12 protein-coding genes are annotated in these 15,948 nt (G+C 44.0%); 8 read left to right on the top strand and 4 right to left on the bottom strand.

Annotated features, from left to right (window positions below; translation table 11 throughout):
* Window positions 1-14: 14 nt before the first annotated feature.
* The 5 genes from AAEY78_RS01950 (at window position 15) to AAEY78_RS01970 (ending at window position 7,210) form a co-directional block, all read left to right on the top strand.
* Complete coding sequence (locus AAEY78_RS01950; RefSeq protein ID WP_352336860.1) at window positions 15-2,516, top strand: type IV pilus secretin PilQ; 2,502 nt, start codon at window positions 15-17, stop codon at window positions 2,514-2,516.
* 192 nt (window positions 2,517-2,708) lie between these two features.
* Entirely contained in the window at window positions 2,709-3,341 is a 633-nt protein-coding gene (aroK, locus tag AAEY78_RS01955) for a shikimate kinase AroK (protein ID WP_352336862.1), read from the top strand.
* A 41-nt stretch (window positions 3,342-3,382) separates the two neighbouring features.
* On the top strand, window positions 3,383-4,489 hold the full coding sequence (aroB, locus tag AAEY78_RS01960; RefSeq protein ID WP_352336864.1) for a 3-dehydroquinate synthase: 1,107 nt from the start codon (window positions 3,383-3,385) through the stop codon (window positions 4,487-4,489).
* Window positions 4,490-4,610: 121 nt separating this feature from the next.
* Window positions 4,611-5,657: a flagellar basal body-associated FliL family protein gene (locus tag AAEY78_RS01965; protein ID WP_352336866.1), complete on the top strand. Its 1,047-nt coding sequence runs from the start codon at window positions 4,611-4,613 to the stop codon at window positions 5,655-5,657.
* 314 nt (window positions 5,658-5,971) lie between these two features.
* Window positions 5,972-7,210, top strand: coding sequence for an FUSC family protein (locus AAEY78_RS01970; RefSeq protein ID WP_352336868.1), 1,239 nt, complete (start codon window positions 5,972-5,974; stop codon window positions 7,208-7,210).
* Between the two features lie 118 nt (window positions 7,211-7,328).
* Here the strand turns inward: AAEY78_RS01970 and AAEY78_RS01975 are convergent, their stop codons facing one another.
* On the bottom strand, window positions 7,329-8,459 hold the full coding sequence (locus tag AAEY78_RS01975; protein WP_352336870.1) for an extracellular solute-binding protein: 1,131 nt from the start codon (window positions 8,457-8,459) through the stop codon (window positions 7,329-7,331).
* 264 nt (window positions 8,460-8,723) lie between these two features.
* Here AAEY78_RS01975 and AAEY78_RS01980 point away from each other — a divergent pair, with 264 nt between their 5' ends.
* From AAEY78_RS01980 to AAEY78_RS01990, 3 genes are all read left to right on the top strand, one after another.
* The gene (locus AAEY78_RS01980) at window positions 8,724-9,521 is read left to right on the top strand and encodes a 3-oxoacyl-ACP reductase (protein ID WP_352336872.1); all 798 of its coding nucleotides are present in this window, start codon (window positions 8,724-8,726) and stop codon (window positions 9,519-9,521) included.
* Between the two features lie 42 nt (window positions 9,522-9,563).
* The gene (locus tag AAEY78_RS01985; protein WP_352336874.1) at window positions 9,564-9,830 is read left to right on the top strand and encodes a hypothetical protein; all 267 of its coding nucleotides are present in this window, start codon (window positions 9,564-9,566) and stop codon (window positions 9,828-9,830) included.
* A gap of 255 nt (window positions 9,831-10,085) precedes the next feature.
* A complete protein-coding gene (locus AAEY78_RS01990; RefSeq protein ID WP_352336876.1) occupies window positions 10,086-11,705 on the top strand; it encodes an AbgT family transporter in 1,620 nt (539 codons plus the stop codon).
* Between the two features lie 93 nt (window positions 11,706-11,798).
* On the opposite strand, the gene AAEY78_RS01995 is transcribed toward AAEY78_RS01990, so the two are convergent.
* The 3 genes from AAEY78_RS01995 to parC all read right to left on the bottom strand — a co-directional run bounded on the left by AAEY78_RS01995 (window position 11,799) and on the right by parC (window position 15,944).
* The gene (locus AAEY78_RS01995) at window positions 11,799-12,620 is read right to left on the bottom strand and encodes a Cof-type HAD-IIB family hydrolase (RefSeq protein WP_352336878.1); all 822 of its coding nucleotides are present in this window, start codon (window positions 12,618-12,620) and stop codon (window positions 11,799-11,801) included.
* Between the two features lie 90 nt (window positions 12,621-12,710).
* Window positions 12,711-13,244 carry a toll/interleukin-1 receptor domain-containing protein gene (locus tag AAEY78_RS02000; RefSeq protein ID WP_352336879.1) on the bottom strand — a complete coding sequence of 178 codons (534 nt, stop codon included), beginning with the start codon at window positions 13,242-13,244 and terminating at the stop codon, window positions 12,711-12,713.
* A gap of 390 nt (window positions 13,245-13,634) precedes the next feature.
* Entirely contained in the window at window positions 13,635-15,944 is a 2,310-nt protein-coding gene (parC, locus tag AAEY78_RS02005; RefSeq protein ID WP_352336881.1) for a DNA topoisomerase IV subunit A, read from the bottom strand.
* Between the last annotated feature and the right edge of the window lie 4 nt (window positions 15,945-15,948).

The raw sequence follows: 15,948 nt of genomic DNA on the forward strand, positions 1-15,948 counted from the left end.
TTGAGGAATAAGTAATGACAGTACGCAAGAATAAGGTAGCAAGGAATAAAAGGCTGACGATGCGCGAATGTATTTCAGCGACATTTGCTATTTCTGCTTCTACTTTTACATTACCGGCTCTGACCGCCAGTATGATTGCCATTAGTAGCAGCGCCTATGCAGACTCGCGTATCAATAACGTATCCGTGATTCAAACGTCGCCTGCAGTTACCCAATTACGTCTAGGATTCTCAGCCGCGCCGGTAGTGCCCACCGCCTACCAGCTTACTGACCCCAGTCGTTTGGTATTAGATTTTGATAAAGTACAAAATGGTCTAAGTACCCGCGCGACCGACTACAATATTGGCATGGTAAAAGATGTCACGGCATTAAATAGTGACAGTACCACACGCCTTATTGTGGGGCTTAAGCAAGAGGGCAGTTATACCACGGCTATCAGTGGCAATGATTTATTATTGACTTTATCGGAGCCGAATCGCCCGACGACTAATAAAAGAGTCGTGCGCTCTACTGTGGTGACTCCGGTTACTACGTCGGTTGTCACTCCAGTCGTCACCCCAATTATTACAAGGCAAAATAGCGTGACCGTCCCTAATGTGGTGGTTACGCCCGATGTTTATGTCACCAATAATGATAATTTAACAACCACAGCAATTGTTACCCCTATCATTGAAACCAATAGTGTGGCGGTTGCGCCTATCGTCACAGGCACGACGACAGTTAAAAATTCTGCCCCAGCCGACACCATGGTAGTGCGTGTCAATCCACTATTAGACCCACGCCTTGCCTCATCGCAAGTCAGTCGCCAGTACAGTTATGACGGCTTGACGGCACTCAATTTTGCCACCGGCGCTGATGGCGGCGGTAATGTTAGTATCGGCTTGGCAAATGAAGCCATTCCTGTCGATGTGCAGCGGCAAGGCAATAAGCTTATTGTGCGTTTGACTGGTAGTACTGTGCCTAGAAATTTACTGCGCCGCTTGAATGTAAACAGTGGCTTGGTGAACAGTATTGATACCAGCAATCAAGGTCAAAATGGTGTCATTACCATTAATATGAATGCTGATTATGAGTATCAAGCGTTTCAATCAGGCAATCAGCTCAATATCGGTATTCGTAAGCCTGAATTGCTGCGTGAACCAACCCTAGAAGAAAAAGTCTATACCGGTGAAGCGCTGTCGATGGAATTCCAAGATGTTGAGATTCGTACAGTACTGGATATCTTAGCGCAATTCACAGATATGAACGTGGTTGCCAGTGACTCCGTTGCCGGTAATATTACCTTACGCCTGATTAATGTGCCTTGGGATCAAGCGTTAGATATTATTTTAAAAAGTAAAAATCTAGGTAAGCGTGAAAATGGTAACGTTATCTTAGTTGCGCCGACTGCTGAGCTGGCTGCTCAAGAGGCGCAGGAGCTTGAAGCGCAGTTGGCAGTAGAAGCCTACGAGCCGCTACGTACTGAGTATATTCGCTTAAGTTATGCCAAGGCGGCGGACGTGTTAACGCTTATTTCGCAAGGCAGTGGCGGCTCAGGCGGTAACTCAGGTGGCACAACCAGCAACCGTGCTGATGACAATAATACACTGCTATCCAACCGCGGTACAGTGACTGTTGATGAGCGTACCAATACTTTAATTATCAAAGATGTGCCGCGCAGCATCGAAAATATTCACAAGCTGATCAGTAAAATTGACATTCCTGTGCGCCAAGTGATGATTGAGGCACGTATCGTGAGTGCTTCTGATACCTTTAGTAAAGAGATTGGCGTACGTTGGGGAATCTTATCCAATGGCGCGGCGAATAATCGCTCGTTATTGGTCGGTGGCAGTAATCAAACCATTAATGATTTGAAAAACTTTACCATCGAGTCCACCACCATTAATGGGCAAACGGTTACGTATCCAAAGTATGATATCAGCCGTCCGGATAACTTAAACGTCGATTTGGGCGTTGCCAATCCTGCCGGACGTATTGCTTTTGGCTTGCTCAGTATGTCAGATGTGATGCTGGATTTAGAATTATCAGCGCTGCAAGCGGACAATCGGGGTGAGGTCATCTCGACGCCAAAGATTTTAACCACAGATAAACAAACGGCAAAGGTTTCATCAGGCACGCAAATCCCATATCAAGAAGCTGCGGCAAGTGGCGCGACCTCTACCAGCTTTAAAGAAGCAGCATTGAGTTTGGAGGCAACACCAAACATTACCCCAGATGGTAAAATCGGCTTACAGCTGAATATTACTAACGGGACGCCAACCATTATTAACGGTCAGGTGGCAATTTCTGAAGACTCAATCTCAACCAATGTCATTGTTGAAGATGGTCAAACCATCGTACTGGGCGGTATCTTTAGAAACCGTACCAGTAATGGCGTAGAAAAGGTGCCGTTCTTAGGCGACTTACCTTATATCGGGCAAGCGTTCCGCCGTACCATGCGCAATAATGATAAACAAGAATTACTGATTTTTGTGACCCCAAAACTGATTAATGATGGTATCAGTCGTTTAAATTAAGCATTTTCCTTTCTCATTTTGCCTTATTATTATTCTATAAGAAGCAAGCTAAATGGCTTGCTTTTTTATTCCCCAAAATTTATGAGTGCTTAATAACGTTGGTATGCTATTTTCCTGCGAATAAACGTTGTGCATTACTAGCCAGATTATCGATGACGTTGTATGATAGTGAAATTTATTTGAGTGAGTGTTATGTTGGAGGAATTGCCATCGGTGTTTTTGGTTGGACCAATGGGCGCAGGGAAGACGACAATCGGACGCCTGCTTGCAAAGCAGCTTGGGCGCGAGTTTGTCGACAGTGACTGGCATGTAGAGTCACAAACGGGCGCTGATATTCCTTGGATTTTTGCCAAAGAAGGGGAGTTGGGCTTTCGTGAGCGTGAAACTCGGGCGATAGATGAGCTGACTCAGGAAAATGCTATTGTGCTGGCAACGGGCGGCGGTGCGGTGATGAGCGCTGAAAACCGTCAATTTTTGCACGAGCGCGGCATTGTTATTTATCTCAACGCGCCGGTTGATGTGCAGCTGGCACGTACATCAAAAGACAAGTCGCGTCCGTTATTACAGCAGCCCAATCCTAGAAAGATATTGCACGACCTGTACCGAGTTCGTGACCCGCTTTATCGCCAAGTGGCGCATATTATTATGCCTACGGGTCATACCTATCCGCGCCATATGGTGTATCAATTGCTGCAGCAGCTGGCGGCTTTTGTAGGGTCAGCAAAACCGATTACGCCAGAAGAATTACCAAACGAATTACCAAATGCATTCATAAATGCAGCACCAGACGAACCAGATAATACCGAATTCACGGAAGAAAAATAACATTTACGATTATACGCTTACTGCCTATCAAGGAGCTTTTTATGGCAACGTCGTCCTCTTTTAATGGTTTAACCGTACAGACGCAAAGCCATGATTATCCTATTGTCATCCGCCAATCTGGTCACTTAACGGGTGACAGTATGGCATCACAAGTTGTGCCTTATATCCATGGTCAGCAAGTATTGATTGTGACCAATGAGACCATTGCGCCTTTATATTTGCAGCCGCTACAAGATGAGCTTGCTGAGCAGTTTACGGTGGCGGTTTGTGTATTGGCTGATGGTGAGCAGTATAAAAACCAAGCCAGTATCAATCAGATTTATGATGCGCTGATGGCTGAGCATTTTAACCGTGATGTAACTTTGATTGCCCTTGGTGGCGGTGTGGTGGGTGATATGACCGGCTTTGCTGCGGCAAGCTTTATGCGCGGCGTGAATTTTATTCAAATTCCAACCACGCTATTGTCGCAAGTGGACTCTAGTGTTGGTGGCAAAACGGGCATCAATCATCCGCAAGGTAAAAATATGATTGGCGCGTTTTGGCAGCCGCAAATGGTCTTGGCAGATATGACCACGTTACAGACCTTGCCGGCGCGTGAATTATCAGCAGGAATCGCCGAAGTTATCAAATACGCTTTGATTATGGATGTGGATTTTTTGGCGTGGCTTGAGCAAAATATGGCAGCGATGCTGGCGCTAGATTTGGCAGTACTGGGCGAGGCGGTAAAACGCTGTTGCCAGTATAAAGCCGATATTGTGGCGCAAGATGAGCGTGAATCAGGTATCCGCGCCATATTAAACTTTGGGCATACCTTTGGGCATGTCATTGAAACCCATGAAGGATATGGCAATTGGTTACATGGCGAAGCGGTCGCTGCAGGTATGGTACAAGCAGCTGAGTTATCAGAAAAGCTTGGCTGGTTGAGTGCTGATGAAGTTACTCGTGTAAAGCGCATTTTAACCTTAGCAAACCTGCCTGTTATTGCACCGCCCATTGCCGTTGAGACTGCATTACGCTTAATGGGACATGATAAAAAAGTGAAACAAGGACAAATCCGTCTGATTTTGTTAAAATCACTGGGTAACGCTGTATTAACGTCAGATTTTGATGCGCAGCTGTTGACAGAGACGTTGGCGCAGTCGGCATAACTGTTGGTATTAGATCGAGTGCTGCTTGCTTATCATGGTTAGCCTGACATCAATTTTTATCTCGTTATTAGCGTGCCCGACTTATTCATACGTTTAACCCTATTTTACCAAGGATATTCCCATGGCAGCACCGAGCACGACGCCTCGTCCCGCGAGCAAGTCATATCGCCGCCAAGCACTTATTTGGCTGGTGATGACCTTGCTGCTTGGGGTCGCCACTGCGCTGATTTGGATGTTTAGCCAGACGCCAGCCGTTGGTGCTCGCATAGAAAACGCGCCCATTGCTGCGCCTGAAGCATTGACTACTGAGCTTAAACAGCCTTTAACGGTTGAAGCGCTGCATGAGCTGGACACTGATGTGCAGCCAATTAATTTTGAAGAAACCGTGCGTGATTTGCGCAACTATCCAGATGAATTTAAAGACAAGCGCTATCTGCTTGCCAATAAAGGCAAGTGGACAGTGCAAGTGATGAATGTCGGTGAAAATGATGTTATTGTCAGCTATCTAGAAGGACGTGAGGATCGGGAGAAATTTTCCTATTTCCGCTACCGCGATGAAGACAAACAGCTGCGTTATATGCTGACGTATGGCTTAATGGGCAGCCCGCAAGAAGCAGTAGGCGCTGCGAAATTAATTGATTTTGGATTGCCTGCTGATGTGCGCGTATTGCCAGAAGAGATCAATCGTTATGTTGGCATTATCGATAACTACGAGCGCCCTTTACCGATTAAAGACTTAAGTACCAAACGTACTCGCTCGGTAAAACTAAGACCAACTCAGCGTGAAGTGCCTGTACGTCCAAAGCCACAGCCGCCTAGAAGAGAGAATCGGGATACAACGACTAATAAAGAGCAAAGAAAGGCAAATAAAGCCGCAGAGACTAGTAATACTGAGAACAGTATTCGTCAATCTGCAGATACTAGTGAGACACTTAGTGTCAATGAAGAGCGCACGGTTTCAGCTGATACCGATAACTCCGCAAATACTAAAAAAGAAGAAAAGTCTAAAAAGTCTGACCAAGAAAGTAAAAAAGGCTCGGATAATAAAGACAAAGATAAGGACAATAAAAAATCCTCAAATGACTCAAATTCGGGTGATAAAAACGCAAATAAAGATCAAGGCAATAAAGACAGTATGAAAGAGTTGATTCAGGAAAAAACCAATTAGAGTCCGCTACTAATGATAAATAATATTTAAGCTAGATACTTTTAAAATTTAAAAAACCCGCTCGACGCATATTGAGCGGGTTTTTTTATGGTTAGGTTTTATAGAATGTCATGGCTGATGGCTGATGGCTGATGGCTGATGGCTGATGGCTGATGGCTGTGATTGCTGGCTACAGTTACATCATTGTACGATTCTCAAGAATAATTATATTGTATGCTGCTATTAGGCAATAGGCTGCATGTGCTAATTGTATGTACTAACTGCATTGGCTAACATTCATGATTTAACATTCACTGTTTGAGAAGAGTATTGGTGTGAAACGACCGTTTTGGCAACAATTTACTGCCCCTATTATAGAGCCGTATGCGCGCTATCAGCATGCGGATATCTTGCATGCCATACGTTTGGGCGTTGCGGTATTGACGGCATTATTGCTCAATCGACTTACGCATCTGCCCCATGGTGAATGGACAACCATTACCGTGTTTGTAATTTTAGGCTTGTTGCAGTATCAAGGGGCGATTTACACTAAAGCAAAAGAGCGGGTATTGGGCACATTACTTGGGGTGGTCGTTGGCTTAGGATTTTTATGGTTAAGCCAAGATATTGACACTTGGTTATGGTTATATTATGTACTGATTGGCATTATTAGCGGCATCATTGGTTACGTTGCAGTGAAGCAGCTAGGCTATATCGGCTTGCTCACAGGGATTACTATGCTGATGATAGTGTCCAGCCCGAATCACAACAATATTGCCCAAGATGGACTATATCGCGCCTTTAATATTTTGCTGGGTGCCGGCGTTGCTGTCGCAGCGACATTGATTTTACCGCTCAAATCAACCTTGATGTGGCGATTTTTACTGGCAAGCAACCTTGACGCCTGTGCCAGTTTATATGCCAGCGTTGGTCATCATATTGATGCTGACACAGCAATCACTCATCCTAATTCTCATTATAAAAATGAGGGCAAATCGCATATTATGTATCCTACGCATGGTTATGCTATTGCAGATACGCCCGTTGATAAGGCGCTGTTAAAATCGTTAGAAGGGATTAATAAGCGGCTGCTAGCAGTGCGTCCGCATATTGCCGCAACCGCAAGTGAGACCGGACTTGATAAAGACATCATCGAGACCATTCAGCGCTTTCATCGTAATATTATTGGTACGATTGATTTATTATTAACCGCCGCCCCGCGCTTAGCGAATATTGAAATTGATGATGATAATCATATTTTACTGCTGCATTATCAACATGAGCTAACCCAAGCGATGCAGCATATGGCAGCCGTATTACGTAGCCCAAATGATGAGCTGTTTCGCCCCATTACCCGTATTGCGGTATCAGATTATCCGAGCGTAAATCATTTGCCCTTTGAGTGGCAGGGCTATTTTTGGTTAACCAAAACTTTGCAAACCCAATTGCAGCAGCTGAGCGATTTATTGCAATTGTATAGACCACAATGGTTTGCCGCCTCCGGTGTGCGTTATCAGCGCCGAGAACAGCACCGGATTAAAAAGCAGGGCGGTGAGACTGATTTGCATTTATAGACTATAAAAAATTTAAGTTACAAAATTCTAGACAATAAAAATTTAGGTAATAAAAAAACGCTGACCATTTAAGATTAGCGTTTTTTAACATTTATTGTTTCTATTTAACGTTCTATACTTAACGCCCCGTTTTTAGCTTATCCCAATATTGCTGGTAAATTTGTAGCGCATCATCGCCAACATCTTCTTGAAATTCAGCTTTTGCCAAGATGGCTTTGCTTGGATAAATAGTTGGATTATTACGCACTTCTTCAGTCATTAGCTTACGTGCTGCTAAGTTGGGCGAGGCGTAGCCAATCTCCTCACTTACTATTTTAGAGTTTTCTGGACGCAATAAGTAATCAATAAATTTATGTGCCGCATCGACATGTTTGGCATTTTTTGGAATAACAAAATTATCCATCCATAATATCGCGCCCTCAGTTGGGTATTTATAGACCAAGCTGGTCAAGCCTTCGTTATTGGCGATAATAGCTTCCCCATTCCAGGTCATCCCAAGATTGGTTTCGCCTTCCATATAGGGCATGCGCGACGCATCGGAATTAAAGGTTTTAACATTGGGCATTAAGGTTGTAAGCTTTTGATAAGCGGCTTTGATCTCGTCAGGATTGCTACTATTTCCTGAATAACCAAGGGTCAATAACGCCATGCCGAACACTTCGCGCATATCATTCATTAGCATGACTTGCCCTTTATATTCAGGACGCCACAAATCATTCCAGCTATTAACTGTGGCAGGGTCAATCACATCACCGTTGATGGCAAGTCCAGTACTGCCCCACATATATGGAATGGAATATTTATTCTCAGGATCTACTTTGGTATTGGTAAATGAGGTATCGAGATTACTAAAATTGCTTAATTTAGATTTATCAAGCTCTTGCAGCAAGCCTTCTTTTGCCATTTTTTCGACATAATAAGTCGATGGAATCGCTAAGTCATATTGACTCGAATCGTCCAGCAGTTTTAGCTTGGCATACATCGCTTCATTAGAGTCAAAAGTAGTGTAATTGACCCGAATGCCTGTCTCTTTGGTAAAGCCGTCGAGAATCTCTTGCGGCATATATTCTGACCAGTTATACAGATTTAGCGTTTCCGTACTAGCAGCTGCGCCCTCAGCAGGAGCATTATCGGTTTTGCTACAGCTGGCAAGTGATAACCCAATCGTACCAATCGCCGCGCATAATAGTGCTTTTGGCAGCAATCGATTGGCGGTCTTCACAGACAGTTGGGATGATAAATAGGACAAAATATCTCTCCTTAATTAGGCAAAAAGGTTAAAACGCAGACATAACAGCGTTATAGCATTATTCATTATACGGTGCTGCTTCTGACAAGTCGAAATTTAAAGGCTTTGTCAATAATCGCTAGCAGATAATACGGGTGATAGAGCGTATTGACTCTGAGTAAAGTGGCATCACAATCATGCTATGATTGGCGCTGATTTGTTTACTGGGTTTTAAAAGTGCGCCGTTGAGTCGCATTATATTATTGATAATAAGGATAAAATAAGATGAATAAAACAGCATTAGCTATCCCTGCTCTACTGACAAATAAAGTGGCGATTGTGACTGGTGCCAGTCGCGGTTTGGGTGCCCAAATTGCCACACAAATGGCAGCAGCAGGCGCAAGTGTTTGCGTTAATTATCTTAATAGTAAAGATGCAGCTGAAACAGTCATTGCGGATATTATAGCAGCAGGTGGACAAGCATTTGCTTATCAAGGTGATGTAACGAGCCTTGAGCAAATGCAAGGCATGGCAGCGGAAGTGGTTGAGCGTTTTGGACGTATTGATATCTTGGTCAATAATGCCTTGCCGAGCTATCAGTTCAATCCGAGCGCCGATTACACCAGTATTGAGACCGTAACATGGGCGCATTTTTCTCAGCAAATAGACGGTATTGTGCAAGGTGCGGTCAATACCGTGCAAGCCGTATTGCCGCAAATGAAAGCGCAGAAAATGGGCAAGATTATCAATATCTCAACCAACCTAGTTTATAATCCAGTGGTCACTTATTATGACTATACTACCGCAAAATCAGCGCTCATTGGTCTGACGCGCAACTTAGCGGCTGAGCTTGGACAATATGGTATTCGTGTTAATTTACTGGCAGGCGGACTGCTAAAAACGACGGATGCGAGTAGCCTAACTACTGAAGAAGTATTCGATTATATTGCCACCACCACACCTTTACGCCAAGCCACATCGGTAGCTGACTTTGCCAATTCGGTACTGCTTATGGCGTCTGAGCTAAGTGCGGCGATTACGGGACAATCTATTGCGGTTGATGGCGGTTTGACCATGCCATAGACGCCATCACTAAATTTTAGCCCAGTATAGAAGAGAAATAAGATGGATAATCGAAAAATCGCTGGCAGCATCACTGCTGTTATTGCGATAGTTGCCTTAGTTACAATGCTTAATTTTGGTATGGATACGCCCATAATAAGCTGGCCATTAGAAGCTTATTTGGGCGTCGCGTTTAGCATTGGCTGGTTAACCAGTGTGCCGACAATATTGGCTTATGTGCTTGGTGCACTCGTTTTTATACTGATTGCGCTAGCTTTTTATAAGCTTGGCAGTTGGGTGTACGGATTGGCGACAAGACTAAACAGATAAGGTGTAACTGGCAGCATTGTTTATGTTGAACTTATTGATAGGCTTATATTTTATAAGCCTATTTTTTTACCTAAATTTTAGCTTTTTGCTTATTCATTACTAATAGTTTCTATAGTCCATTAAGAATGTTTGTTTTTATTGCGCAAGTATGTTTAAATCCAAGAACTTTTGCCTACCTATGTTTGGGATTCTTACCAAAAGTTCATGCTAATTAGAAAATAAATATACTGTAAAAATAAAAGGGAATATTGAGTTATGCAAGGAAGTCACCCACCAGAGGGCAGTCCGCCAAATAATGAGTTTGAAATAGAAGCCAAAAGCTCGCGTATGCAGAGTTTTTTAAAAGGCGTTGAGTGGCTTGGCAACTTACTACCGCATCCGGTGATTTTGTTCGTTTGGATGTCAGTGTTTTTGTTGGTGCTGTCTGCCGTGCTCTCGTTTTTTGGCGTATCCGCACTTGATCCGCGCCCAGTAGGGACAACCGGACGCAGCGAAGACGGCATTATTCATGTCGTTAATTTACTAAACGGCGAAGGCTTAGCGCGTATCGTTGAAAATCTAGTCACCAACTTTACCGGTTTTGTGCCATTAGGTACAGTATTGGTCGCGCTATTGGGTGTGGGTATTGCTGAGCGCTCGGGTATGATCTCCGCAGCTTTGCGTGGTCTCGTTATGAACGCCCCCAAAAAGCTAGTAACTTTGACCATTGTCTTTGCCGGTATTATGTCGAATACCGCAGCTGAGCTTGGTTATGTGGTATTGATACCGCTGGCTGCGGTGATTTTCCACTCGCTTGGGCGTCATCCTTTGGCAGGACTTGCCGCCGCCTTTGCTGGCGTGTCTGGTGGTTATAGTGCCAATCTATTATTAGGTACGGTCGATCCATTGTTGTCTGGTATCACCCAAGAAGCAGCGCGTATTATTGACCCAGCGTACACCGTTGGCGCAGAGGCAAACTGGTACTTTATGGCAGTCAGTACTTTCTTGATTAGTGGTTTGGGTTATTTCGTCACAGAAAAAATCGTTGAGCCCAGTTTAGGTGAATACAACCCGAAAGATGCAGATGACCCTTCGGTGCTGGACAATCAAATCGAGAGTTTGTCGTCCATTGAGAAAAAAGGTTTGATATGGTCAGGATTAAGTATGTTGGCATTTTGCTTATTGCTGGCATGGACGATTGTACCAGCTGACGGCATATTGCGGCATGCGGAAACAGGATTGGTATCGGGTTCGCCATTTTTACATGGCATTGTGGTATTTATTTTCGTGTTCTTTGCTATACCCGGTTATATTTACGGCAAAATTACTGGCAGCATGAAAAATAACCAAGACGTGGTTGACGCGATGAGTCATGCCATGAGCTCGCTCAGTATTTATATTGTATTGGTATTCTTCGCCGCGCAATTTACCGCCTTTTTTAACTGGTCAAATTTGGGCTCTATCATGGCGGTATCAGGGGCAACGTTCCTCACGGATATTGGCTTAACTGGACCGTTTTTATTGGTTGGTTTTATCCTGATTTGTGCGGTCGTTAACCTTATGCTTGGGTCGGCATCTGCGCAGTGGGCAATTACTGCGCCTATTTTTGTACCGATGCTTATGCTGACAGGCTATGCGCCAGAGATGATTCAAGCGGCATATCGTATCGGCGATTCGACCACCAATATCATCACGCCGATGATGAGCTACTTTGGCTTGATTATGGCGGTGGCGATTCGCTATAAAAAAGATACCGGCGTTGGTACGTTGATGGCAATGATGCTACCGTATTCAATGGCATTTTTATTTGGTTGGGTGTTCTTGTTTTGGATTTGGGTGTTTGTATTGGGTCTACCAGTAGGTCCTGGTTCAGAGACTTTTTACCCGGCAAGATAATTGCTAAACAGTGAGTAAATGCTAAATATTAAAAAACCCTTGCCAGTTGTTAGCAAGGGTTTTTTAATGTAAAAAGTAATTTATCGCTAACGATTAATCAATGTGAAAATGATTCAACACCGCTTGGATGCCATGTTCTTCAATCGTGCCAGTGACAAAATCTGCTCTTTCTTTTAACTCAGGTTTAGCATCACCCATTGCTACCGCATAGCCGACCAAATCAAACATCTCTAAATCATTCAGTCCATCACCAAATGCCATACAATCGTTCGCATCCACATCAAAATGCGCACATACATCCAATATGCTACGCGCTTTTGAAGCATCAATCGGCAGAATATCCCCGACAATATCATGCCAATGTACCAGTTTTAATTCATGTTTGATAAAGTCAATATCTTGCATTTTTTGGTCTTGTTCATCAAAAAATACTGAGCATTGATATACGGTATTAAAATGACAGTAGTCAGGGTCAATCATGCTACAGCTTTTTATTCTATCGTGATATGTGGTCTGCCAATCGTGCTCATCTGACCACACCACGTGGGTTGCGGAGTCAAATTTATAGACCAAGTCGCTGCTTCTGCACAGCTCAGTGATAGTGGCGGTCTGCTGGCTCGATAAGGGGTAATCGCTGATAACACGCTCATTATCAAAGCTATATTGCCCATTCATACAGATAATGGCATCTAAAACGTCCGTCTCAAGCAATGCTAGGATATCAAGTGGCAATATCGGCTTTGAGCGTCCAGTTGAAATAACCAGTTTAATATCTGTCTTTGCTAGTGCTTCAAGAGTGGCTTTATTCTGCGGGGCAATTTCACCATTTCGGCTTAACGTATCGTCAATGTCAAAGAATATGATTTTTGGGGTGGGGATGGTGATTTTTTCTGTGTTATTAGAGGAAGTTAGCATGAGTGTCCTTTTTTATAATTATACAGTTATTGAAATAGCACGTATGATAATAAAGCTTTTGATTATCTGTAAAAAGATATACATGAAAATTTAGATCTTCACTAATTCTGCAATTTTTTCTGCAACAATTTTCATCGAATCTTCATTGGTATCCAAACCACTTCTCGAAGCTAACATGGGACTGACATCCCGTAATGCTTCGTAAGATGTATTATGAATGATAGGAATAAGTTGGTTACCCGCTAGTAGTGTTGAAAGTTCTTTATCAGCAACACTTTCTTTTGGTAAGCGTTCTAGCATTGCAGGTGTTACCAATACAAGTCCTATTCTGGAGTTAGCCAAACCTTTATCAATCGCACGCATCATTGGTACGCCAAGACTAAGATCTTTTTCACTGAACCAAACTTTTACATCGGCAGCTTCAAGTAAATCATATAACTCTTTGGCGGCTTCTTTGCGGTCGCCCCAAGCATGGCATAGGAAAACATCACGAAGGTCAGGCTGCCGTGCTGCTCGATTCTCAATAACATCCCGAACTGGAGTAAGTGATTGAACTTGAGCAGGTGTATATAATAAAGATGAGCTTGATTTTGACCAACGTGGTTTTACGGTACGGTTTGACACACCGCTGCTGCTACTACTGACTCCGGATGAAGAGTAAGATGAAGTCGGATATGATGGGCTATATCTTTTGCTACTATAAGAGTTATAACGCCCGCTACATGCAGGGCAGTTAGCTTCTGCACTTGCAGTACGATGTCCTCTTTCTGGTGCTGTACATCTAGCCATACTTTTTTACCTTTCTAAATAATTTAAATAGTTAGTTCTGATAACTGCAAAATTTGAACAGTGATTAATATATATACCATTAAGAAACAATGTTAACTGAAATAGCAAGCGCCAAATAGAACGCATATATAGCACGCAAATTACGTGAAGTTCATAGTATCCAATAAGATAAATAAAAAGTAACCGTAGGCTGGGCTTTTAGCCCAGCATTCTAAAAATGTAAATCTACCCAACCACCTCAACACTCGTCACATTTTGAAAGCCTCTTGGCAACTGACTGCCACGACTACCACGTTTGGACGTATAGTTCGCTAAGTCCATCGGCTTTAAAGTCACATGACGTTTGCCTGCCGTAATGATTAAGCTGTCTTGTTGGGTTAATGGCGTGATGGCAAGCACTTCTTCATTGTCTTTTAGAGTAATCATTTTATTACCTTTACCGCGCGCTTGTTCTGGCAAGTCGTCCAAGCCAAAGATAAGTAAATAGCCTGCGTTGGTCACCACGGCGATATGGTCAGGCGTTTGGCTACTGCCATTATTCTCTGCGCTATTATTGGCGCTATTGTCTGCGGACGCATCGATACACGCGACGGGTAACAATCGACTATCGGCAGTCAGGGTTATGATGTTTTTTCCCGCTTTTTGATTGCTGTCCAAATTGCCCAAAGTGTTGATAAAGCCGTAACCTTGCGAGCTGGCTAGAATAATACGCTGGTCATTATCGCCAGCAAGTAGCTGCTCAAAGTGTGCGCCTGAGGGCGGTTTTAAGACGCTGGTAAGCGGATCGCCTTGCCCACGTGCCGATGCCAAATTGTGCGCCTCGATACTATAGCTGCGCCCCGTACTGTCGAAGACGTAGATTTTCTCGTTCGATTTGCCGCGTGCGTGCGCTTGGTAGCTGTCGCCTGAACGATAGCTCATGCCTTGCGCGTCCACGTCGTGACCTTTTGCCGCGCGTATCCAACCTGCTTTGGATAATACGGCGGTGATAGGCTCGCTTGGCACAAGGTCGGATTCTTTCAGCGCTTGAGCATCTTCACGTTCCGCCAGTGGCGACATACGATTGTCACCGTGCGCTTTCATGTCTTCAGTCAGCTCATCAATGATTAAGCCGGTCAAACTTTCTGGATTATCAAGATATTCTTGGATAATGGCGCGCTCGTTTGCCAGCTCATCTTGCTCACGTTTTAGCTCAAATTCTTCTAGCTTTGCCAGTTGGCGCAGACGAATATCTAAGATGGCGTTGGCTTGAATATCGGATAAGTCATAGCCTTGCATTAAGGCGACCTTTGGCTCGTCTTCTTCACGAATAATACGAATGACCTCGTCGATATGCAAATAGGCAATCAATAAGCCAGCAAGAATGTGCAAGCGTTTATCAATTTTATCGAGGCGATATTCTAGGCGGCGCGTGACAACGGAACGACGGCAAATGAGCCATTCTTCTAAGATGTCTTTGAGATTTTTAACTTTCGGCTTACCGTTGAGCCCAATCATATTCATATTGACACGGTAATTGCTTTCGAGGTCAGTGGTGGCAAATAAATGGCTCATGACGCGCTCGACATCAACGCGCGTGGAGCGTAATTCTAAAACAATTCGACAAGCATTTTCATGATCCGATTCATCGTGAATATCAACAATCCACGGCAGTTTCTTATCGGTCATGAGCTTGGCAATTTGCTCTTGGATTTTATTGCCGGAGACTTGATAGGGTAGTGCGTCGATAATGACGAGGTTCTTTTCTTTGTCGTCAATATGGTAAGTGGCACGCATTTTATAGCTGCCACGTCCAGTTTCATATAATGCTTGCAGGTCTTTTTTACTGGTGATAATTTCTGCTTTGGTGGGCAAATCTGGCGCAGGTATCGATTGAGTGAGCTGTTTGACCGATAGCTCAGGATTTTTGAGCAAACGAATGGCGGCACGTACCACTTCATTAAGGTTGTGCGGTGGAATGTCGGTTGCCATACCAACGGCAATACCGGTTGTGCCATTTAATAAGATATTGGGTAAGCGTGCGGGTAAGGTCGTTGGCTCTTGCATTGTACCGTCGAAGTTATCTTGCCAATCAACCGTGCCTTGTGCAAGCTCTGCTAAAAGCGTATTGGCATAAGCAGACATTTTCGCTTCGGTATATCGCATCGCGGCAAATGATTTTGGGTCGTCAGGGCTACCCCAGTTACCTTGTCCAAAGATGAGCGGATAGCGATAACTGAATGGCTGCGCCATGAGTACCATGGCTTCATAACAAGCACTGTCACCATGCGGATGGTATTTGCCCAGCACGTCACCGACGGTACGCGCCGACTTTTTAGGCTTTGCCGTAGACTTAAGCCCCAGCTCGCTCATGGCATAAATAATGCGTCGCTGTACCGGTTTTAGACCATCGGCAATATTGGGTAACGCCCGATCCATAATGACGTACATGGCATAATTGAGATACGCCTGCTCCGTAAATTCGGCAACTGAGCGGGTATCCATTGTTTCACTAGCGGGGCTCATAGCCACCGTCGTATCCATAACATCTGACATAAAA

The sequence above is a fragment of the Psychrobacter sp. 16-MNA-CIBAN-0192 genome (assembly GCF_040309565.1).
GTDB lineage: Bacteria > Pseudomonadota > Gammaproteobacteria > Pseudomonadales > Moraxellaceae > Psychrobacter.